At 72.3% G+C, this 19,911-nt stretch carries 19 protein-coding genes and 1 pseudogene; 8 read left to right on the forward strand and 12 right to left on the reverse strand.

Annotated elements, in window-relative coordinates; all coding sequences use genetic code 11:
• The first annotated feature begins 242 nt into the window (after window positions 1-242).
• Complete coding sequence (locus AB0E67_RS20845; protein ID WP_362028765.1) at window positions 243-1,550, forward strand: TerD family protein; 1,308 nt, start codon at window positions 243-245, stop codon at window positions 1,548-1,550.
• A 52-nt stretch (window positions 1,551-1,602) separates the two neighbouring features.
• On the opposite strand, the gene AB0E67_RS20850 is transcribed toward AB0E67_RS20845, so the two are convergent.
• A complete protein-coding gene (locus AB0E67_RS20850) occupies window positions 1,603-2,775 on the reverse strand; it encodes a glycosyltransferase (RefSeq protein WP_362028768.1) in 1,173 nt (390 codons plus the stop codon).
• A gap of 58 nt (window positions 2,776-2,833) precedes the next feature.
• On the opposite strand from AB0E67_RS20850, the gene AB0E67_RS20855 reads away from it, so the two are divergent.
• From AB0E67_RS20855 to AB0E67_RS20880, 6 genes are all read left to right on the forward strand, one after another.
• On the forward strand, window positions 2,834-3,619 hold the full coding sequence (locus AB0E67_RS20855) for an aspartate/glutamate racemase family protein (RefSeq protein ID WP_362028771.1): 786 nt from the start codon (window positions 2,834-2,836) through the stop codon (window positions 3,617-3,619).
• Between the two features lie 60 nt (window positions 3,620-3,679).
• Complete coding sequence (locus tag AB0E67_RS20860) at window positions 3,680-4,243, forward strand: hypothetical protein (protein WP_362028773.1); 564 nt, start codon at window positions 3,680-3,682, stop codon at window positions 4,241-4,243.
• 90 nt (window positions 4,244-4,333) lie between these two features.
• Window positions 4,334-5,968 (forward strand): apolipoprotein N-acyltransferase, encoded by a 1,635-nt coding sequence (gene lnt / locus AB0E67_RS20865; protein ID WP_362028776.1) that lies wholly within the window; start codon window positions 4,334-4,336, stop codon window positions 5,966-5,968.
• A gap of 311 nt (window positions 5,969-6,279) precedes the next feature.
• A complete protein-coding gene (locus tag AB0E67_RS20870; RefSeq protein WP_362028779.1) occupies window positions 6,280-6,759 on the forward strand; it encodes an NUDIX domain-containing protein in 480 nt (159 codons plus the stop codon).
• A 126-nt stretch (window positions 6,760-6,885) separates the two neighbouring features.
• Window positions 6,886-8,343 (forward strand): ricin-type beta-trefoil lectin domain protein, encoded by a 1,458-nt coding sequence (locus AB0E67_RS20875; RefSeq protein ID WP_362028782.1) that lies wholly within the window; start codon window positions 6,886-6,888, stop codon window positions 8,341-8,343.
• 172 nt (window positions 8,344-8,515) lie between these two features.
• Complete coding sequence (locus AB0E67_RS20880; RefSeq protein WP_362028785.1) at window positions 8,516-9,535, forward strand: carbon-nitrogen hydrolase family protein; 1,020 nt, start codon at window positions 8,516-8,518, stop codon at window positions 9,533-9,535.
• A gap of 8 nt (window positions 9,536-9,543) precedes the next feature.
• Here the strand turns inward: AB0E67_RS20880 and AB0E67_RS20885 are convergent, their stop codons facing one another.
• The 7 genes from AB0E67_RS20885 to AB0E67_RS20915 all read right to left on the reverse strand — a co-directional run bounded on the left by AB0E67_RS20885 (window position 9,544) and on the right by AB0E67_RS20915 (window position 16,195).
• A complete protein-coding gene (locus AB0E67_RS20885; RefSeq protein WP_362028787.1) occupies window positions 9,544-10,308 on the reverse strand; it encodes an ABC transporter ATP-binding protein in 765 nt (254 codons plus the stop codon).
• Window positions 10,305-11,105 carry an ABC transporter ATP-binding protein gene (locus AB0E67_RS20890; protein WP_362028790.1) on the reverse strand — a complete coding sequence of 267 codons (801 nt, stop codon included), beginning with the start codon at window positions 11,103-11,105 and terminating at the stop codon, window positions 10,305-10,307. The genes AB0E67_RS20885 and AB0E67_RS20890 overlap by 4 nt, the downstream gene beginning before the upstream one ends.
• Window positions 11,102-11,986 (reverse strand): ABC transporter permease, encoded by an 885-nt coding sequence (locus AB0E67_RS20895; RefSeq protein ID WP_362028793.1) that lies wholly within the window; start codon window positions 11,984-11,986, stop codon window positions 11,102-11,104. Before AB0E67_RS20895 ends, AB0E67_RS20890 begins: the two co-directional genes overlap by 4 nt.
• Window positions 11,983-12,948 (reverse strand): ABC transporter permease, encoded by a 966-nt coding sequence (locus tag AB0E67_RS20900; protein WP_362028796.1) that lies wholly within the window; start codon window positions 12,946-12,948, stop codon window positions 11,983-11,985. The genes AB0E67_RS20895 and AB0E67_RS20900 overlap by 4 nt, the downstream gene beginning before the upstream one ends.
• Window positions 12,948-14,459: an ABC transporter substrate-binding protein gene (locus AB0E67_RS20905; RefSeq protein ID WP_362028798.1), complete on the reverse strand. Its 1,512-nt coding sequence runs from the start codon at window positions 14,457-14,459 to the stop codon at window positions 12,948-12,950. Before AB0E67_RS20905 ends, AB0E67_RS20900 begins: the two co-directional genes overlap by 1 nt.
• A 46-nt stretch (window positions 14,460-14,505) precedes the next feature.
• On the reverse strand, window positions 14,506-15,246 hold the full coding sequence (locus tag AB0E67_RS20910) for a DUF1684 domain-containing protein (RefSeq protein ID WP_362028801.1): 741 nt from the start codon (window positions 15,244-15,246) through the stop codon (window positions 14,506-14,508).
• A gap of 250 nt (window positions 15,247-15,496) precedes the next feature.
• Window positions 15,497-16,195 carry an HAD family phosphatase gene (locus AB0E67_RS20915; RefSeq protein WP_362028804.1) on the reverse strand — a complete coding sequence of 233 codons (699 nt, stop codon included), beginning with the start codon at window positions 16,193-16,195 and terminating at the stop codon, window positions 15,497-15,499.
• A gap of 574 nt (window positions 16,196-16,769) precedes the next feature.
• Between AB0E67_RS20915 and AB0E67_RS20920 the strand changes: the two genes are divergently transcribed.
• A complete protein-coding gene (locus AB0E67_RS20920) occupies window positions 16,770-17,447 on the forward strand; it encodes a ScbR family autoregulator-binding transcription factor (RefSeq protein WP_073785807.1) in 678 nt (225 codons plus the stop codon).
• Between the two features lie 55 nt (window positions 17,448-17,502).
• Here AB0E67_RS20920 and AB0E67_RS20925 read toward each other — a convergent pair whose 3' ends face one another.
• The 4 genes and pseudogenes from AB0E67_RS20925 to AB0E67_RS20940 all read right to left on the reverse strand — a co-directional run bounded on the left by AB0E67_RS20925 (window position 17,503) and on the right by AB0E67_RS20940 (window position 19,909).
• Window positions 17,503-17,994 (reverse strand): nucleoside deaminase, encoded by a 492-nt coding sequence (locus AB0E67_RS20925; RefSeq protein ID WP_362029055.1) that lies wholly within the window; start codon window positions 17,992-17,994, stop codon window positions 17,503-17,505.
• A 168-nt stretch (window positions 17,995-18,162) separates the two neighbouring features.
• A pseudogene (locus AB0E67_RS20930) lies at window positions 18,163-18,657 on the reverse strand (nucleoside deaminase); the annotation flags it as partial.
• 123 nt (window positions 18,658-18,780) lie between these two features.
• Window positions 18,781-19,251 (reverse strand): cyanase, encoded by a 471-nt coding sequence (cynS, locus tag AB0E67_RS20935; RefSeq protein WP_362028807.1) that lies wholly within the window; start codon window positions 19,249-19,251, stop codon window positions 18,781-18,783.
• Window positions 19,252-19,309: 58 nt separating this feature from the next.
• Entirely contained in the window at window positions 19,310-19,909 is a 600-nt protein-coding gene (locus AB0E67_RS20940; RefSeq protein WP_362028809.1) for a carbonic anhydrase, read from the reverse strand.
• Window positions 19,910-19,911 lie beyond the last annotated feature (2 nt).

Genomic DNA, 19,911 nt, shown 5'->3' on the forward strand with positions numbered 1-19,911 from the left:
GTTGTTTTGCGTGGTGTGGGGGAACCTCGTTCCTCAATCCGAGCGAACTTGGGAAAAAGGGGCACCAAAGTGTGTTGGGATCGTGTAAAGACGTCAGTTTCTGGTGGATGAACGGCTGATCGCCGGACGTCTTCCCGGGCATGAACGGCTGGTCTCCGGCACTCGTTGCGCACCGATGCGCGATCCGTGGCCGACGGGGCATTAGGTTGGCGGAGAATGGCCTTCGGTCAGCCGGACTCGCGATGGGGGCGATCATGACCATGCTAAAAGGCGCCAATGTTCCGGTGCCGGCCCGATCCGTACGGGTCGAATTGGGGTGGCGCACCTCTCCAGGGGCGCCGGACGTGGACGGATCGGCACTCCTGCTCGTATCGGGAAAGGTGCGCGACGACGCCGACTTCGTCTTTTACAACCAGCCCGCCCACGCCTCCGGCGCCGTACGCCACGAGGGCCGGAGGACCATCGGTGACGGGGCGACGGACAACCTCGCCGTCGACCTGGCGCGCGTCGAGCCGGCCATCGAGCGCGTGGTCCTGGCGGCCTCCGCCGACGGCGGCACGTTCGGCCGGGTGACGGGGCTGTACATACGGATCACGGACGCGGCGGACGGATCCGAGATCGCCCGCTTCGACAGCACGGACGCCACCGTCGAGACCGCGTTCATCCTCGGCGAACTGTACCGGCGTCAGGGCAACTGGAAATTCCGTGCGGTCGGCCAGGGTTACGCCACCGGTCTGGAGGGCCTGGCGACGGACTTCGGAATTTCCGTCGATGAACCCCAGCGTCCCCAGGCGTATCCCCAATCGCCCCAACAACCCCGACAGACAACGCGGGTGGACCGAGTGCCCCCGATCCCGCCGGTTCCCACGGCCCCGCCGGCAACGCCTCCGGCTCCTTCCACTCCCGCTCCCGTCCGGCTGACGAAGATCACGCTCACCAAACAGGCGCCGTCGGTCTCTCTCGCCAAACAGGGCGGAACTTCCGGACTCCTCCGAGTCAATCTCAACTGGGAAGTCCGCAAACAGTTCACGGGCTGGGGACGCAAACTCGGCAGGGCGGTCGCCCACCATGCGGATCTCGATCTCGACCTGTGCGCCCTCTACGAACTCACCGACGGCCGCAAGGGAGTCGTGCAGGCGCTCGGGAACGCGTTCGGAGCGCTCCGGCAGCCCCCGTACATCCACCTCGACGGCGACGACCGCACCGGCGCCGTCGCCACCGGCGAGAACCTCACCGTCAACCTCGACCAGAAGGACAGGTTCCGCCGCGTCCTGATCTTCGTCACCATCTACGAGGGCGCCCGGAGCTTCGCCGACCTCCACGCGACCGTCACCCTCCAGCCCCAGCACGGTGCCCCGATCGACTTCTCCCTCGACGAATGCACCGTCCCGTCCACGGTCTGCGCCCTCGCCCTCCTCACCAACAACGGGGGAGACCTCACGGTGCAGCGCGAGGCCCGCTACCTCGTGCCCCAGCGCGGAGTCAGCCCGCAGCGCACCATCGACTACGCCTACGGGTGGGGAATGAACTGGACGCCCGGCCGCAAATGACCTCCCGGACGTCCGGACGGGACCGACGCCATCGGCCCATGAACAGCTCCGCTCACCGGTCCGGCGCGGCCTCGGGACGGGCGTACGTGCGCCCCTTCCAGGCCGCGCCCCGCCCCCGGTGGTGCCGCACCGCCGAGTCGACCGTCATCAGCAGGTACAGCAGGGCGGTGAACGGCAACAGCGGCGCGGACCACGGCGACTGCCGGTAGTAGCGCAGCATCGGCAGATACGTCCCCGCCATCACCGCCCACGCCGCACCGCCCGCCCACGCCGCCACCGGGTCGCCGCCCAGCAGCCCGGCGACGAGCGCGACCGGCGGCGCCAGGTACACCAGCGCCAGCCCCAGCACCGTCCCGAGGAGCAGCACCGGACTGTGCCGCAGCTGGGTGTACGCGCTCCGCGACACCATCCGCCACAGATCGGCCAGCCGCGGGTACGGCCGCACGCTGTCCACCCGCTCCGCGAGCCCCAGCCAGATCCGCCCGCCGCCGCGCCGCACCGCCCGCGCCAGCGACACGTCGTCGATCACCGCCTGCCGGATCGACTCCGGCACCCGGGCCCGGTCCGCGGCCTTCGTCCGCAGCAGCACGCACCCGCCCGCCGCCGCCGCGGTGCGCGCCCCCGCCCGGTTCACCCACCGGAACGGGTAGAGCTGCGAGAAGAAGTACACGAAGGCGGGCACGACCAGGCGCTCCCAGACGCTCGACACCCGCAGCCGGGCCATCTGCGAGACCAGGTCGAAGCCGCCCGACACGGCGGCGGAGACCAGCTCCCGCAGGCTGTCCGGCTCGTGCGCGATGTCGGCGTCCGTCAGCAGCAGGTACTCCGGCCGCCGGGCCCGGGCCAGCGCCATCCCGTGCCGCACCGCCCAGAGCTTGCCGGTCCAGCCCGGCTCCGGCTCGCCGGGCGACGTCACCGTCACCGGCAGCCCCCCGTACCGCACGGACAGCGCGCGGGCGACGTCACCGGTCCCGTCCTCGCTGCAGTCGTCGACGACGAAGACCTCCGCGACACCCGGATAGTCCTGCGTCAGCAACGACGGCAGACTCACGGGTAACATGTCTGCTTCGTCACGTGCGGGCACGACGATCGCGACCGAGGGCCAGCGCTCCGGCGCCCGGCGGACGGGCATCCGCTGATCGGTGCGCCAGAAGAACCCTTGTCCCAGCAGCAACCACACCCACGCGGCCAGCGAACCCGTGGCGATCCAGGCAACGGCACTCATTCGCCGCAGTCTGCCCCACTGCGGAGGAATCGCAAGGGCGGTCGACTATGGTGACCGGGTGAAGATCGCGCTCATGGACTCGGGAATCGGCCTCCTCGCGGCAGCCGGGGCGGTACGCAGGCTGAGACCGGACGCCGATCTCGTGCTCTCCTGCGACCCCGGCGGGATGCCCTGGGGACCGCGTACGCCCGAGGACCTCACCGCCCGTGCGCTGGGCGTGGCCCGCGCCGCCGCCGCCCAGCGGCCGGACGCGCTGATCGTCGCCTGCAACACGGCCTCCGTGCACGCCCTGCCGACCCTGCGCACCGAACTGGAACCCGGGGTGCCGGTCATCGGCACCGTCCCCGCCATCAAGCCGTCCGCCGCGAGCGGCGGCCCCGTCGCGATCTGGGCCACCCCCGCCACCACCGGCAGCTCCTACCAGCGCGGACTCATCCGGGAATTCGCGGACCGCGTCGACGTCACCGAGATCCCGTGCCCCGGGCTCGCCGACGCCGTGGAACACGCGGACGAGGCGGCCGTCGACCGCGCCGTCGCCGCGGCCGCCGCGCTCACCCCCCGGGACGCCCGCGCCGTGGTCCTCGGCTGCACCCACTACGAACTGGTCGCCGAACGCATCCGCGCCGCCCTGCGGGAGCGCGGCCTGCCCCCCGTCGCGCTCCACGGATCGGCCGGTGCCGTCGCCGCCCAGGCACTGCGCCGTATCGGGCTCGCACCCGCTCCGTCGGCCCAACCGGCCGGCGGTCTCACCGTCCTCCTCGGAGGACACCCCGGCGACCTGCCGCCGGCCGCTCTGGCCTACGCCGAGGGGCGGCTGCTGGGGGCCGTCACCCCCGCCCGCTGACCCGGATCCGGGCCCTCGGCGGCGTCCCCGGCGTGCGGTCCCCTGAGTACGCTGCTTGACATGAGGGACCACCCCCGAGAACCGAGGCACGCCGGGGCCGAGCCCGACTCCGACGTCTGGGTCGGCCGGGCCACCAACCGGGTCCAGTGGGTGCTGGCCGCCGCGGGCGCCGCCTGCCTGGCGCTCGGCGTCCAGCTGGCCGTCACCTCCGACTGGGCCACCGGGCGCGCCCCGTTGCTGATGTCCGTGATCGGCTGCGTGGCCGTCGGACTGCTCATGCTCTTCGGCACCCTCGCCTTCGTGAACGTGGCCGTCAGGGTCGACGGCGACGCCCTGGAGGTGCGCTGCGGCCACATGGGCCTGCCGCGCCGCCGGATCCTGCTGACCCATGTGGTGGGCGCGGAGTTCGCACCCCGGGTCACCCCCCGGCAGTGGGGCGGCTGGGGCTACCGCTGGCGCCCCGAGCAGGGCACCGCCGTGGTGGTCCGCAGGGGCGAGGGCCTGGTGCTCCGGCTCGGCGACGGCCGGACGTTCACCATCACCGTCGACGACGCGGAGGCGGGCGTGCGGTTCATCCGCGAACGCCTGCACCTGCCGAGGACGGGCGCGGCGACCGGAGGCTGACCAGGGGCGCGGCGGGGGAGAGGACGCCCCGAGCCGGCACCGACCGGACGGGACTGACGGGCGCACAGCCGATGACCGTAGACTCCGCGGGTGAGCGCCACCATCACGTCGGTCGACGACCCGCAGCAGCCCGCACCCGCCCCCGCGTCCCCGCGCGGACGGCTGATCCCCGTCCTCGTACGGTCCGCGGCGGCCGTCGTCTCGGGCGTACTGCTGTACCTGAGCTTCCCGCCCCGGCCCCTGTGGTGGCTGGTCCTGCCGGGCTTCGCGCTGCTCGGCTGGGTGCTCCACGGGCGCCGGCCGCGCGCCGGGTTCGGACTCGGTCTGCTCGCCGGGCTCGGGTTCATGCTGCCGCTGCTGCACTGGACGGGCGAGGAGGTGGGCCCGGTGCCGTGGCTGGCGCTCGCCGCGGCCGAGGCGCTGTTCATCGCCGTGGGCTGCGCCGGGATCTCCGCCGTCTCCCGTCTCGCCTGTTGGCCGCTGTGGGCGGCCGCCGTCTGGGCACTGGACGAAGGGATCCGGGCCCGGGTGCCGTTCGGCGGCTTCCCCTGGGGGAAGATCGCCTTCGGGCAGGCGGACAGTGTGTTCCTGCCGCTCGCGGCGGTGGGCGGCACGCCGCTGCTCTCCTTCGCCGTGGTGCTGTGCGGCTTCGGCCTCCACGAGGCGCTGCGTCGCTTCCGCGCGTACCGGAAGACGCGCGAGGTCCCCCGGGGCGCCGTCGCCGCCACGGCGGCCTGCGTCCTCGCTCCCGTCGCCGCCGCGATCGCCGCGTGGCCGCTGGTGGACGACTCGGCCGAGGACGGCACCGCCACCGTCGCCGCCATCCAGGGCAATGTGCCCCGGCTCGGACTCGACTTCAACGCCCAGCGCCGCGCCGTCCTCGACAACCACGCCCGCCGCACCGAACAGCTCGCCCGGGACGTGAAGGCGGGCAAGGCGCCCCGGCCCGACTTCGTGCTGTGGCCGGAGAACTCCTCCGACCTCGACCCGTACCTCAACGTGGACGCCCGGTTCGTCATCGACAACGCGGTGAAGGCGATCGGCGCGCCCACCGTGATCGGCGCGGTGCTCACACCCGACACGGGCAAACTGCGCAACACCCTCATCCAGTGGGAGCCGGGGAAGGGGCCCGTCGCCACCTACGACAAGCGCCACATCCAACCGTTCGGCGAGTACATCCCGATGCGCTCCGTCGCCCGCCTCTTCAGCTCCGACGTGGACCGGGTGCGGCGGGACTTCGGCCCCGGGAGCAAGGTCGGCGTCTTCGACCTGTCCGGCACCCCCGTCGGGCTGGTGACCTGCTACGAGGCCGCGTTCGACGGCGCGGTGCGGGACACCGTCGACCACGGCGCCCGGCTGATCGCCGTCCCCAGCAACAACGCCACCTTCGGGCGCAGCGAGATGACCTACCAGCAGCTCGCCATGTCCCGGGTCCGGGCGGTCGAGCACAGCAGGTCCGTCGTCGTCCCCGTCACCAGCGGGGTCAGCGCGATCATCCGGCCCGACGGCACCGTCGTCCAGCGGACGGAGCTGTTCACCCCGGCCGCGCTCGTCGACGAGGTGCCGCTGCGGTCCTCGCAGACGCCCGCCACCCGCCTGGGCGTCCTTCCGGAGGCGGTGCTCGCGCTGATCGCCGCGGCGGGGCTCGGCCGGACCGCCGTCCGTGCGGTACGGCTCCGCCGGGCGGGACGCGACACCGTCCAAGGGCTGTCCCGCAATCCCTGATGGATCGGCGCGCGGCGTCGGACGCGGTGCCTCACAAGGCGGAGGGACGTCCGCGTACCGGATGTGTGCGGCGTTCCGACGACGCGGCGAGGTGCCGTGGGCCTCGCGCGTCCGCCAGGGGTCACGGGACAGGCCTTACGACCTGGGGAGCGATAGGGAGTGGATCAGGGAGCGTCGTCATGCGGCTTCGATTGCAAGGCGGAGGAGGGAGTCGATGCGGCGCATCGACAACCGACGACAACGCCGCAAGCGGAGTCGCAGGGCGGCGCGAGCCCGCTCCCTATCGGTCCCCAGGCCGTTAGGGTCGAGCCATGGCTACTCCTGACTTCATCCGCCGGATCCGCGCCACCGCGGGCCACCAGTTGCTCCTGCTGCCGGGGGTGACCGCCGTGGTCCTCGACGACGAGGGCAGAGTGCTGCTCGGTCGGCGCTCCGACACCGGCCGATGGGCGCTGATCGGGGGCATCTGCGAGCCGGGCGAGCAGCCCGCGGCGACGGCCGAGCGCGAGGTGTACGAGGAGACCGCCGTGCACTGCGTGGCGGAGCGGGTGGTGCTCACGCAGGCCCTCGAACCGGTCGAGTACGCAAACGGGGACCGCTGCCAGTACCTCGACGTCACGTTCCGCTGCCGGGCGACGGGCGGCGAGGCACGCGTGAACGACGACGAGTCGCTGGAGGTGGGCTGGTACCCGGTGGACGCGCTGCCGCCGCTGAACGAGTTCTCGCGGTTCAGGATCAAGCAGGCACTGACCGACGAACCCACCTGGTTCGAGCCCACCGCCCGGCCCTGACCACGGCACCCCGCCGGGGCCCCGGCCCTCTCGCCGGGCCCCCGCGCACCGCGTCCGACCCCCCGACCGGGTGTGCCGCGCGGCGGGTCGGTTGGCTCCGGGCAGCCGCCCGGTGATCATCCGCAGATGGACCACCACGCGCGCGAGAACACCCGGGACGGCCGGGGCGGCCACCGCCTCGTCCGCCGCACGCTCGCGGCGGCCGCGGTGCTCTGCGCCCTGTTCGGCCCCGCCGCCGCGCCCGCCCCGACCCCCGGCCCCGGCACGGCGGCCGCGCCCCAGACGGAGCCGCTCCGGTGCCGGCGCACCCTGGTGGGCGTGGCGCACCCCGACGACGACCTGTTCTTCCTGAACCCGGAGATCGCGCGGACGATCCGGGCGAGATGCCCGGTCCACACCGTGTACCTGACCGCCGGGGACGACGCCGTCCGCGACCGTACACGGGCGCTGAAGTACGTGGACCGCAGGGAGTACGGGGTACGGGCCGCCTACGCGTCCATGGCCGGGGCCGCCGATGGCTGGAAGCGGTCCGACGTACGGACCGGCGGCCTGCGCGTCCGTTCGTTCCTGCTGGCCGACCGGCCGGTCGGCGCCGGGATCCGGCTCACCTTCCTCGATCTCCACGACGGGCTTCCGCACGGCGAGGAGCCCGACAGCGTGCTCAGACTCTTCGACGGGAGCAGGCACAGCGTGCGCGGGTTCCCGGACGGCCCGGCCTACACCGAGGAACGGCTCGTCGCCACGCTCCGCGCCCTGGCCGGGACGGGCCGCGCGGAACGGATCCTGACCATGGACCACGACAACGCGTCCTTCGCGTTCGGTCTCGGTGGCGGCGTCGATCACAGCGACCACGGCATCACCGCCCGCTACTTCAGGAGAGTGGGCTACGCCCTCGGGATCCCCGTCACCTCGTACCTCGGCTACCGGATGTCGGTGCTGGACGCGGACCTGACGCCCGCACAGGCCGCCGAGAAGGAGCGGGTGGTGCGCTGGTACGTCGCCCGGCGCCGGTGCCGCGCCACCGGCCGGTGCGCCGAGGTGCCGCCCTACCGCGGTCCGCTCCAGGAGGACTGGAACCTGTGGATCCGTCGGCAGTACCCGCAGACGCACCGCGCTCCGGGGCCCGGCGAGGTCCTCGGGGACGTCGGACGGACCACGTACGCCGCCGGTCCCGACCCGGCCCGGTGCCTCGACGCGGCGGGCACGCCGCCGAAGTCCCGGGAGGTCCGCATCCGCGCGTGCGACGGATCCCCGGCCCAGCGCTGGCGGATGCGGAGCGACGGCACCATCGGCCTGTGGGGCGAGCCGCACTCCTGCCTCACGGCCGCCGGTGCGGGGGCCGCGCTCGAACCCTGCCGGGGCGGCGCCGCGAACCAGACATGGACCCGGGTGCCGTGGCGGAGCACGACATGGCAGCGCGCGGCATGGCGGATCGAGAGCGCAGCCGACCACCGCTGCCTGTACCAGGACGACCGTGAACTGCCCGCCCGCTGGGACAGCCGGGACCGCCCCGACCCCCGGCTGGTCCGCACCGGCTGCTCCGGTCCGGCCCGGCCCGAACAGTACTGGCGGTGGGGCGGCTGACGAGCCGGTCGCGCCGGTACCGGCACACGCGGCGGTGAACGATGGCACACTGCCACCGACCGACCCCGCCCACGCACCCGGGGCCGACGCGTCCGGGCACCGCCCCAGAGGTCCCGGCGGTCGTCCGGATCGCCGGTCCCGCGGTGCGTCACCGTCTTCGAGGAGGGGCCCTGTGCCGTCCCCCGTTCCCAGGAAACGAACCGTCGCCGCCGTGCACGCCGCGCCCGTGTTCATGGACACCGAGGCGACCCTCGACAAGGTCGTCGGCCTCGTCGAACGGGCCGGCCGGGAGGGCATCGACCTGCTGGTGTTCCCCGAGACCTTCGTGCCGGGCTACCCGTACTGGATCGAGGCGTACGCCCCGCTGGACCAGCAGGCCGCCAACGCCGCCTACGCCGAGGCGTCCGTCGAGGTGCCCGGCCCGGGGATCGACCGGGTCCGGTCCGCCTGCCGCCGCGCCGGGGTCGGTACGGTCCTCGGCGTGAGCGAACGGCTCGCGGGCACCCGCACCTGTTTCAACAGCCAGGTCTTCATCGACCCCGACGGCACCCTGCTCGGAGTGCACCGCAAGCTCCAGCCCACCTACGCCGAACGGATGGTGTGGGCCCAGGGCGGCGGCTCGACGCTCGGCGTGTTCGACAGTGCCCTGGGCCGGATCGGCGGACTGGTCTGCTGGGAGCACACCATGAACCTGGCCCGGCAGGCCCTCGTCGTCCAGGGCCAGGAGATCCACGCGGCGGCCTGGCCCGGTCTGTCCACCATGGCGGGCTTCGAGGCCGTCGCCGACATCCAGATCGACGCCATGATGAAGACGCACGCGCTCACCGCCCAGTCCTTCGTCGCCGCCGCGGGCAACCCCGTCGACGAGACGTGCCTGCGCTGGATGGCGGACACCGTCGGACCGCAGAAGCACATCACCGAAGGCGGCGGCTGGTCGGCCGTGATCCACCCCTTCAGCCAGTACCTGGCGGGCCCGCACACCGGTCCGGAGGAGAAGCTCGTCGCCGCCGCGATCGACCTCGCCGACATCGACGCCGTCAAGGTCTGGGTCGACTCGCGCGGCCACTACGCGCGACCGGAGATCCTCGGCCTGCGCGTCGACCGGCGACCGCTCTGGCACGACGAGGGCCGCCGCGAGTGGCCCGCCGTCCCGTACGAGGACGCGGGCCCGCCCGCGAACGACGCGGACTGAGTCCCCGGTCAGGCGGGCAGCCGCGGCACGCTCTCGACGAGGCGGCGCGTGTACGGGTGCGCCGGGGCACCCAGCACCTGCGCGGTGTCACCCTGCTCGACCAGGCGGCCGCGCTCCAGGACCGCGGTGCGCTCGCAGAGCGAGGCGACCACCGACAGGTCGTGCGAGACCATGACCAGCGTCAGGCCGCGCTCCTCCTTCAGCTCCTTGAGCAGGTCGACGACCTTGACGCGCGTGGTGACGTCGAGCGCGCTGACCGGCTCGTCGGCGAGCAGCACCCGCGGATCGCACACCGTCGCGCGGGCGATCGCGATGCGCTGGCGCTGGCCGCCGGAGAACTCGTGCGGATAGCGCCCCGCCGCGTCGGCCGGGAGACCGACCCGCTCCAGGGCCTCGGCGACCTTGGGCGCGGCGCCGGCCCGGCTGTCGATGCCCAGGGAGCGCAGGGGCTCGGACACGATCGCGCCGACGCGCCGACGCGGGTTCAGCGACGAGTACGGGTCCTGGAAGACGCACTGCACACCGCGCCGGAACCGTCGCATCTGCTCCCCGTCGCGCGGTCTCAGCTCCTCGCCGTCGAACCGGACGGCGCCCGAGGACGGCCGGGCCAGCCCGAGCAGCAACCGCAGCAGTGTGGTCTTGCCCGCGCCCGACTCCCCGACGAGGGCGAGGGACTGCCCGGAGCCGACGGCGAGGGAGATGTCCTCGACGACGGGCGCGCCGTGTCCCCGGTAACCGAAGGAGACCTTCTCCAGCTCCAGTACGGGCGTCATCGCGTGCTCCTCAGGTCCAGCGCCGATTCCAGCCGGCGGGCGCTCGCCACCAGTGCCCTGGTGTACTCCTCGCGCGGGGCGCGCACGATCTCGTGCACGTCGCCCTCCTCCACGGCCCGCCCGTCCTTGAGGACCAGCACGCGATCGGAGACCTTCGAGACGACCGCGAGATCGTGGCTGACGAACAGAACCGCCATGCCCCGGTCCCGTACCAGGGTGTCGAGCAGGTCGAGCATGTCGGACTGCACGGTGACGTCGAGCGCGGTGGTCGGCTCGTCCGCGATGAGCAGCTGCGGATCGCAGGCCAGCGCCATGGCGAGCGCGACACGCTGGCGCTGGCCGCCGGAGATCTCGTGCGGGAAGGCGCGGGCGATCCGGTCCGGCTCGGGCAGCCGCACCTGTTCCAGGGCCTCCACGACGGCCCGCCTCAGCCCGGCGCCCTTCAACCCCCGCCGCCTGCCGAGCGGTTCGGCGATCTGCCGGCCGACCCGCATCAGCGGGTCGAGCGCGGTGAGCGGCTCCTGGAAGACGACGGAGGCGTCCCTGCCGCGCACGCCCGTGAGCTGTTTCTCGCTCGCGCCCACGATCTGCGTACCGGCCAGCACGACGCTTCCGGTGGCCGTCATGCCGTCCGGCAGCAGGCCGAGCACGGCGAGGGTGGTCAGCGACTTCCCGGAGCCCGACTCCCCGATGAGACCAAGGCGTTCGCCCCGGTCCATGGTCAGCGAGAGGCCGTCGACGAGGGTCCGTCCCTGAGCCGTGCGGATCGTGAGGTCGTGTACGTCGAGAATGGTCACGAGCGCCTCCGCCGGGTCGCGGGGTCGAGGGTGTCGCGCAGCCCGTCGGCGACGAGGTTCACGCCGATGACGAGCAGCACGAGCAGGATGCCCGGGGCCAGCGCGCCAGCCGGGGCCGTGGTGAAGGTGGCCTGCGCCTCCTGGAGCATGCGGCCCCACGAGGCGTTGGGCGGCGGCGCGCCCAGGCCCAGGTACGACAGCCCGGCCTCGGCCAGTACCGCGAGCCCGAACTGCAGGGCGAGGTTCACCACGAGCGTCGGCCAGATGTTGGGCAGCACGTGCCCGGTCACGATGCGCGGCCACGAGGTGCCCGAGGTGCGCGCCGCCGTGATGTAGTCCCGCGCCAGGACCCGCTTGACCAGGATCCGCACCAGCCGTGCCACGACCGCGCTCTGCGCGAGGCCGATCGCCAGCACGGCGGACCCCAGGGTGGCCGAGCGGGCGGCCACGATCAGCATCGCCAGCAGCAGCGTCGGGAAGGCGATCAGGATGTCGAGGAACGCGGAGACCGTGTCGTCGAGCCAGCCCTGCGCGAACGCGGCCAGCACGCCCAGCGTGCCGCCGAGCGCGGCGGCGATGAGCACCGAGCCCAGCCCGGCCTCGAAGGCGATGCGGGAACCGGTCATCAGCTGGGTGAGCAGATCGCGGCCCAGCTTGTCGGTGCCGAGCGGATGCCCCGCACCGGGGCCCGCGAGCCGTCCGCCGGACGTGTCGTCGGCGGCGTACGGGAGCCAGAACAGCGAGACCAGCGCGACGGCGGCGATCAGCCCGGCCAGGACGCAGCCGGTCACCAGCGTGTACGAGCGCCGCCCGCGCCGCTCGCCCTCGGCGGTCTCCGCCGGGGCCGCGTCCGTGTGTTTCGTCGGGACCGGGGAAGTCATCGGGCACCTCCGGAGAGCCTGCCGCGCAGTCGGGGGTCGATGATCCGCTGGACGAGGTCGGCCACGAATCCGATGACCAGCACCGCGAGGGTGGAGACGAACAGCACGCCCTGGATGACCGGATAGTCGTGCTGCGCGATGCCGGTCGCGAGCAGGGAGCCGAGGCCGGGGAGCGCGTACACGGACTCCACGACCACCGCGCCCAGCAGGGTGGAGGCCAGCTCGATGCCGAGGATCGAGATCACCGGGACCGAGGCGTTGCGCAGCCCGTGCCGCCACATCGCCTGCCCGAACGAGGCACCCATGGCCCGTGCGGTGCGCAGGTAGTCGCTGCCCAGCACGTCGAGCACGGCCGACCTGACGTAGCGGATCAGCGAGGCGCTCATGACCAGTGCGATGGTGACGACGGGCAGCGTGAGCGAGCGGACCGCCTCGGCCGGCTGCGACCAGCCCTCCTGCGGGAAGCCGCCCGCCGGCAGCCAGCCGGCGTTCAGCGCGAAGACGGCGATGAGGATCATGCCGAGCCAGAACACCGGGACGGCGATGCCCAGTTGGGACACCCCGTTGAGCAGGGCGCCGTACCAGGTCCGCCGCCGGTGCGCGGCCACGAAGCCGACCGGCACCGCGATGAGCACCGCCAGCACGAACGACGCCAGCGTCAGCGGGACCGTGACGTTCAGCCGGGAGCCGATCTCGGGGCCGACGGGCAGCGAGCTGACGAACGACGCGCCGAGGTCGCCGCTCACCAGCTGCCCGATCCAGTGCGTGAACTGCTCGGGCAGCGGCCGGTCGGACCCGATGGCGTGCCGGGCCGCGGCGATCTGCTCCGCGTCGGCGCCCACGGCGGTGAGCGCGTTGGCGGGGTCGCCCGGCAGCATCCGCAGCAGCACGAACAGCACCACGCTCGCCAGGGCCAGCGAGACCAGCAGGAAGGCGAGACGGCGCAGCAGGTAGCGGCCCATCAGCCCTTCTTGATGTCGTAGGCGAAGAACTGGGAGTTCAGGCCGTTGACCGGGTATCCGGAGAGCTTGCTGCCCGCCACCACGATCTGCGGGTACAGGTACAGCCAGTCGCTGGCCGCGTCCTCGGCGGTCTTGCGGTTGACCTTCTTCAGGAGCTCGGTCTGCTCGGCGGTGCTGGACGCCTGCTCGGCCTCCTCGACCCACCGGGTGACCTGCTTGTCGTCGTAGCCCCAGTAGAAGTCGGGGTTGCCGTACCAGACGAGGTCGCGGTCGTTGACGTGCTCCTGGAGCGTGGCCGTGAAGTCGTGGTTCTTGTAGACCTTCGTGTACCACTCGTCCGGCGTGATCGTGTTGATCTCGACGGTGATGCCGACCTTGGCGAGTTCGGACTTGATGAAGGTCGCCGCGGTCGGGTGCGGGTCGTAGTTCGGGGTGTCGAGCGTGAAGGAGAAGCCCTTCGCGTATCCGGCCTCCGCGAGCAGCTTCTTGGCGCGCGCGGTGTCGTACGCGTTGACGTCGGTGAGGTCCTCGTACCAGGGGTCGGTGGGCGGCACCATCGAACCGATGGGCTTGCCGTAGCCGCCCCACACGGACTTCAGCAGCTTCTCGTCGTCGATGGCGGCGGAGACGGCCCGGCGCACCTTGACGTCGGTGAACGGCTTGGCCCTGTCGTTGAAGGCGAGCAGCAGCTTGGTCGTCGAATTCCCGTCGTTGACCTTGTAGTTCGGGTTGTTCTTGAACTGGTCGAGGGCGTCGGGCGACTGCTCGCTCGTGACGACGTCCACCGCGTTGGTCAGCAGCGCGTTGTTCAGCGCGGTGGCGTCCTTGTAGTAGTGGAAGACGACCCGCCTGTTGGCCGCCGCGTCGCCCCAGTAGCCGGCGAAGCGGTTCATGGCGAGGGCGGAGCCTCGGGTCCACTTGTCCAGTGTGTACGGGCCGGTGCCGTCCTCGCTCGTCCTGAGGTCCTTGGCCTGGGAGTTGATGATCCAGACGTAGGAGAGGTTGTAGACGAAGGAGATCGACTTCTTCGACAGCCTGACCACGACCGTGCGCGCGTCGGGCGTCCCGACGGACTCGATGACCTCGAGGTTGCTCTTGCGCGCGGACTGCGAGTCCTTCGCGAGCACCTTCTCCAGGCTGTACTTGACGTCCTGGCTGGTGAGCTTCTTGCCGCTGTGGAAGGTCACGCCGTCGCGCAGGGTGAAGGTGTACGTGAGGCCGTCGGCGGAGACCTTGTGGTCCTGGGCGAGGAGCTTTTCGACCTTGCCGTCGTCGGTGAGCCTGAACAGCCCCTCGTAGACGTTGCCGTTGAGCGCCTCGGTGACGCCCTGGCCGCCGCCCCCGGTGTTGTCGAGGTTCTGCGGCTCGTAGAGCGAACCGATGTTGATGGTGGCGTCCTTGCCGCTGCCGCCCCCGGACGCGCCGCCGGTGCCGCCACCGCAGGCCGTGAGGGTCAGGGCGAGGGCGGCGGCGGTCGCTCCGCCGTACAGGGAGGTCTTCTTGATGTTCATGAGGAGTACGCGCTTTCGTGCTGCGGGGCGGAGTTGCCGGGGGCGATCAGTGCTGTGCGGGGAAGCCGTCGCGGAAGACGGGGCGCTTCTCTCCTGCCGTCACGGGCAGGTGGAAACGGTTCTGCCGCGGCGGCATCGGACAGTTGTACTGATCGGAGAAGCCGCAGGGCGGCACGAAGGCACGGTTGAAGTCGAGGAGGACGCGGCCCTCGCCGGTGCGGGTGACGAAGAGGAAGCGTCCGGCGCCGTAGGTGGTGTCCCCGTTGGTCGGGTCACCGAAGACGAGCAGCAGGGTGCCGTCGTCGTCGAAGGCGCTCAGGGTGTAGTCCCGGCCGTCCAGGGTGAGTTCGATGTCTCCCGGAACGACGAGGTCGCGGGTGCCGCCGTTGTCCCGGATGTGCTCGAACGGGACCCTCCTGGCGCCCGGCACCGGCGTGTACGACGCCTCCAGCACCCAGGACGGGTCGTACGGGAAGACGTCGGTGCGGTCGAAGTGCCGGATCGCGGGGGAGTGCGCGTCCCAGAGACGCAGCCCGTACTCGGGCGCGCCGGTGACGGCGTCGGTGCGTTCGAGCGTGGTGACGGTCACGGTGTCCGGCTGCCCGGCGCGGGCCGCGTCCGGGTCGGGGCGCTCGCCGTCCGGGGCCCAGCGGGTCTCGACGAGGGCGAGGTTCCCGGTGGCCGAGGTGACGGAGCGGCGCCGTTCGGCGCGCCATGCCTCCCAGTCCGCGGCGGCGTCGGCGGGCGGTTCGGGGGACGGGGCGGCGTGCGGCACGGTGGTACTCATTCACGTAGACGTTCATGGCTGTCACGCCTCGAATATCACGGTGCGTGAGCTTAAACCCAAAGGACCTTCTTTATCTTCCATAAGACGCGCTAATGTCAAATATGACTGCATGGTGAGACCCCGGCGTCGCGCGGCCCGGGGCCCCGGGCCGGGTGGTACGGGACCGGAACGCACACCGGCACACCGCGGCCGTGCCGCCGTCGTGTGCCGGTGCGCGCCGGGCCCGGGGCCGCGTCGGCGGCCCGGTGCCTCATGCGACGGGCGGCCCGGCGTCGGCGATCCAGGTGTGGGCCCAGGCCACCAGTGCCGGATCGTTCAGGGCGTCGACCCACAGGTCGGCCCGTTCCGCCCCCCGGCCGGAGGGTCGTGGCCCGACGCCGACCACCCGCAGTCCGGCCCTCCGGGCGGACTCGATGCCGGTGAGGGAGTCCTCGACCGCCAGCGCTTCGTGCGGCCGGACGCCGCACCGTTCCGCCGCCTCGGCGTACACGTCGGGGCGGGGCTTGGGGCGCAGCGAGCCGCCCGCCACGACGACGTGGTCGAAGTGGCCGAGCAGGCCGGCCCGCCGCAGGCACGACTCCACCATTTCCCGCGGGCAGTTGCTGGCGACCGCGAGCGGCATGTGGCGAGCGATGAGCCCCACCAGGGCGGCCGCGCCCGGCATGGTGACGGGGTCCTCGTCGACCAGCGTCATGAAGTGCCTCAGGAGCGATTGGGTCATCTCGTAGGTGAGTTCGGGCTTCCCGGTCTCCCGGGCCATGAGGCTTCCGCACTCGGTGTAGTGGACGCCCTGGGCGCGTTCGGCGAAGCCGGGCGGGGGCTTGAGGCCGAACTCCGCGAACACCCTGTTGCGGGCGTTCTGCCAGTGGCGTTCGGTATCCATGAGCGTGCCGTCGCAATCGAAGACGATGGCGGCGGGGGACCAGTGGGGAATGGGGTGAGCTGCCATTTCTCTGCCGTTCTCGGAGCGTGCGCCGGCCGCGGTCCGATTCCGGTTCGCTGTTCTCCCGGACCGGGGGAAGGCGCGCTGGACTGAGGGGGAACTGGATTTCGGACGATCTTCGGTGACCGTTTGAGAAGGCGGTCGATCGCCTCTGCGGAGCTCGCCGCGACGGATTTCATCCGTCGATTCGGGGCGGGCCCGAAAACATCGTGCCGACTACGTTAATTTCGCGTCCGAGCGGCGCGCAATCACTACTTCGAGTGTTTCGATGCGGTGCGATCGCGCGCCGGGCGTGCGCGGAGGAGTGGCCCGAGGGTGACCGTACGGAGCCGATCGTCCGTCCAATCGGCCCGAAAGCCCGGTGATGTGGAAAAATCCTGGTCATTTCCGGGAACAGTCGTGGCGGAGCCGTGTGCGAAAGCGTGGGCCAGCCCCCCGGGTTTCCTTGATGTCCCCCTGTGTGCGCAGTCGAAGAATAATAAAATCTCCGCTCGGTACGGTCGGGCGAGGCCGTCGATGCGCGGGCGCACTACCTCCTCGCGCCTTATGTATCGCATGGAATATCGAAGGTGGAACAGGCATGCAGGACAGGGCGCGAACGACCCGGAGATCTCTGCTGGAATCCGCGGCGCAGCTCTTCGTCGAACGGGGATATGCGGGAACGAGCGTCAACGACATATGCGCCCGTTCGGGAAGGACCAGCGGGGCCGTCTACTTCCATTACTCCAGCAAGGAGAAACTCGCCCTCGCCGTGGTGCGCGACCGGTTCGCCGCGTGGCCACAGCTGTCCGCGTACTACACGGCCCCGGACGTCCCGCCGCTCGAACGGCTCGTCGCCCTGAGCTTCGAGATCGCCCGAGTCCTGTGCCAGGACGTCGTGGCGCGGGCGGGTGCCCGGCTGTGGGCGGAGCGGCGGAGCATCGACGCCGTCGTTCCCACCCCGTTCGCCGCCTGGACCGCGGCCGCCACCCGGCTGCTCGCCGACGCCCGGTCACGGGGCGAACTCGCCGCGGGTGTCGAACCGGCGGGCGCCGCCCCGGCCCTGGTGTGCGCCTTCTTCGGGCTGTACAGCCTCAGCGGCGACGGGACACCGCGGGAGGACGAGTTCGTGTCCCGGCTCGACCAGTGGTGGCGGCTCGTCCTGAACGCCCTGCAGGCGCGCCCGGACCCGGGCGCGCTGATCGCGAGTGCCCGGGCCCGGCTTCCCGTCGGCGGGCCGGACGCCCGGCGGGAGCGCCGGCCGGGTCCCGGGGCGTGATCCGCCACCGGCGCGGCGGGACCCGAACCGGACGCGTGCGTGCCGAAGGAGCCCGTCACATCGCCTGGTGCCTCGACAGGTAGGAGGCGCGGTGCATCTCCCGCAGGCGATCGGCCAGGGCCGGCACCGGCCCCTGGACCTCGATGCCCGGTACCACCTCCTGGACCGGCAGGGCGCGCACCGGGGACGGCGGCGCGCCCAGCTCGTCCAGCCACTGCGTCAGCTGGGCCGCGGAGTGGGCGTAGACGATGCGGTCGAGGCCCACCCAGCCGTGGGCGGCGGCGCACATGGGGCAGTGCTCGCCCGAGGTGAAGACGGTCGCCGCGGCGCGCTGCGGCGCCGTGAGGTGCGCGGCCGCCCAGCGGGCCAGTTCGAACTCGGGGTGGCGGGTGCTGTCGCCGAGGCCGCGCACGCGGTTGCGGTCCTCGGCGACGACCCGGCCGTCGCCGCTCACCAGGACGGAACCGAAGGGCTCGTCGCCGGCCCGCAGCGCCTCCTCGGCCAGGTGCACGGCCCGCTCCAGGTGGCGGAGTTCGGCCTCGGACAGTTCGACTGATGGCAAGGGTCTCTCCTCGTGTGTGCGGGCGGGTCGGGTGTACGGGGCTCGGGGGTGCGGGGCGGCCCGCGGGTCCGTGGTACCACCGGGGCGGGAGGCACGCCTCCGCGCCGCGCCGTCCGTCGTGCGGGTGGGCGGCGCGGAGGCGGGCGGCCATCGGGCCGTCGGCGCTCCCGCGACCCTGCGGTCCCCGCCGTTGCGCTCCTGCCAGAACCGGTACACGTCGACGGCGGCCTCGTGCGGCTCGTGCCGCATCGGCAGCCGGCGGTCCCGGTGGTCCTTGGCGAACTCGCCGTAGAAGGTGTCGAGTTCGAAGTACTTCCGGTCGTCCACGTAGTGCGGCTCGTAGGCCTCCCGCGTGGTGAGGAAGACGACCTCGTCGGGGGAGCAGTAGTACAACGAGCCCAGGCACATGGGGCAGGGGTGCGCCAGTACGTACACGGTGGCGCCGACGAGGTGCTCGGTGCCGAGCTTCCGGCACGCCTCGCGGACGGCGAGGATCTCGGCGTGGGCGGTGGGATCGGAGGTCTGGGCGACCCTGTTCGGGCTCTCGGCGAGGATCTCGCCGTCCCTGACGACGACGGTGGCGAAGGGGCGCCCGCCCTCTTCGACGTTCCGGCGGGCGATCTCGATGGTGCGTCGGGCGAAGTCCATGGCGGTTCTCCGGGGAGAGGGGCGCGCCCGGCGGGCGGGCCGGGACGGCACCGGCGGATGCCGTCCCGGCCCGACGGCCGGTGTCCGGCGCCTCGTGCGGACGCGCCGTCGGAAGTCGACTGGTCAGAAGGGCTTGGTCGGCAGGTACTTGCCGTCCAGGGTGATGACGGCCCGCTCCCCGCCCTCGGGGTCGGCGACCTTCTTCACGTCCAGCTTGAAGTTGATCGCGCTGATGATGCCGTCGCCGAACTGTTCGTGGACGAGCGCCTTGAGAGTGGTGCCGTAGACCTGGAGCATCTCGTAGAAGCGGTAGATCGTCGGATCGGTGGGAATCCCGCCGGGGATCGATCCCCGCGTCGGGATGGTCTGCAGCAGCAGGGCGGCGTCGGCGTCCAGGCCCAGCAGCTCCGCCACGGCCTCGGCGGACTTCTTCGGGAGGGCCTGCTGGCCGAGGACGGCGGCGGTGACGAAGGCGACCGACAGCTCGGCGGCGTCGGCGATCCGCTGCCAGGTCAGGTCCTTGCGGGTCTTGGCCTCGACGGCGGCCGCGGCCAGGGCCGCGCGGGCGGTGGGGTCGAACTGGGCGTGGGGCATGGGGATTCCTTTCCGTGGCACCGGCACCGAGGCGGCCGATGTGTTCTTGAGGGGTGTGTCAGGCCGCGGTGACGACGGGGTCGACCGTCTCGACGGATCCGGTCGCGATGTCGAAGACCCAGCCGTGCAGGGTGAGCGTCCTGGCGGCCAGGGCGCGGGCCACCGAGGGATGGGTGACCAGGTTCTGCAGCTGTGCCGCGACGTTGACGCGCACCAGGGCGGCCAGCCCGGACGTGCCGGGTGCGACCGGGGCGGCGGCGGCCCGGGCGCGGGCGGCGTCCGCGTGCCGCAGCCATGCGGCGATCACCGGGGCGTCGCTCAGGTCGTGCTCCTCGGCCAGGGCGGTCATGGCACCGCAGGCCGAGTGCCCGCAGACGACGACGTCGCGGACGCCCAGCACGGAGACGGCGTACTCGATGCTCGCCGCGACGCCGTCCGTGCCCGAGGAATGGGCCGGGACCAGGTTGCCCGCGGTGCGGACGACGAACAGCTCGCCTGGTTCGCTCTGGGTGATCAGTTCGGGTACCACGCGGGCGTCGGAGCAGCCGATGAACAGTGTCCCCGGCCGGTGCGTCGTGGCCAGGCGGGCGAACAGCCCGGCCTTCGCGGGGAACACCTCGCGGCGGAAACGCTCGGAGCCGTCGGTGATGTCGTGCACGG

Source organism: Streptomyces sp. NPDC032161, from assembly GCF_040636995.1.
Classification (GTDB): Bacteria; Actinomycetota; Actinomycetes; order Streptomycetales; family Streptomycetaceae; genus Streptomyces.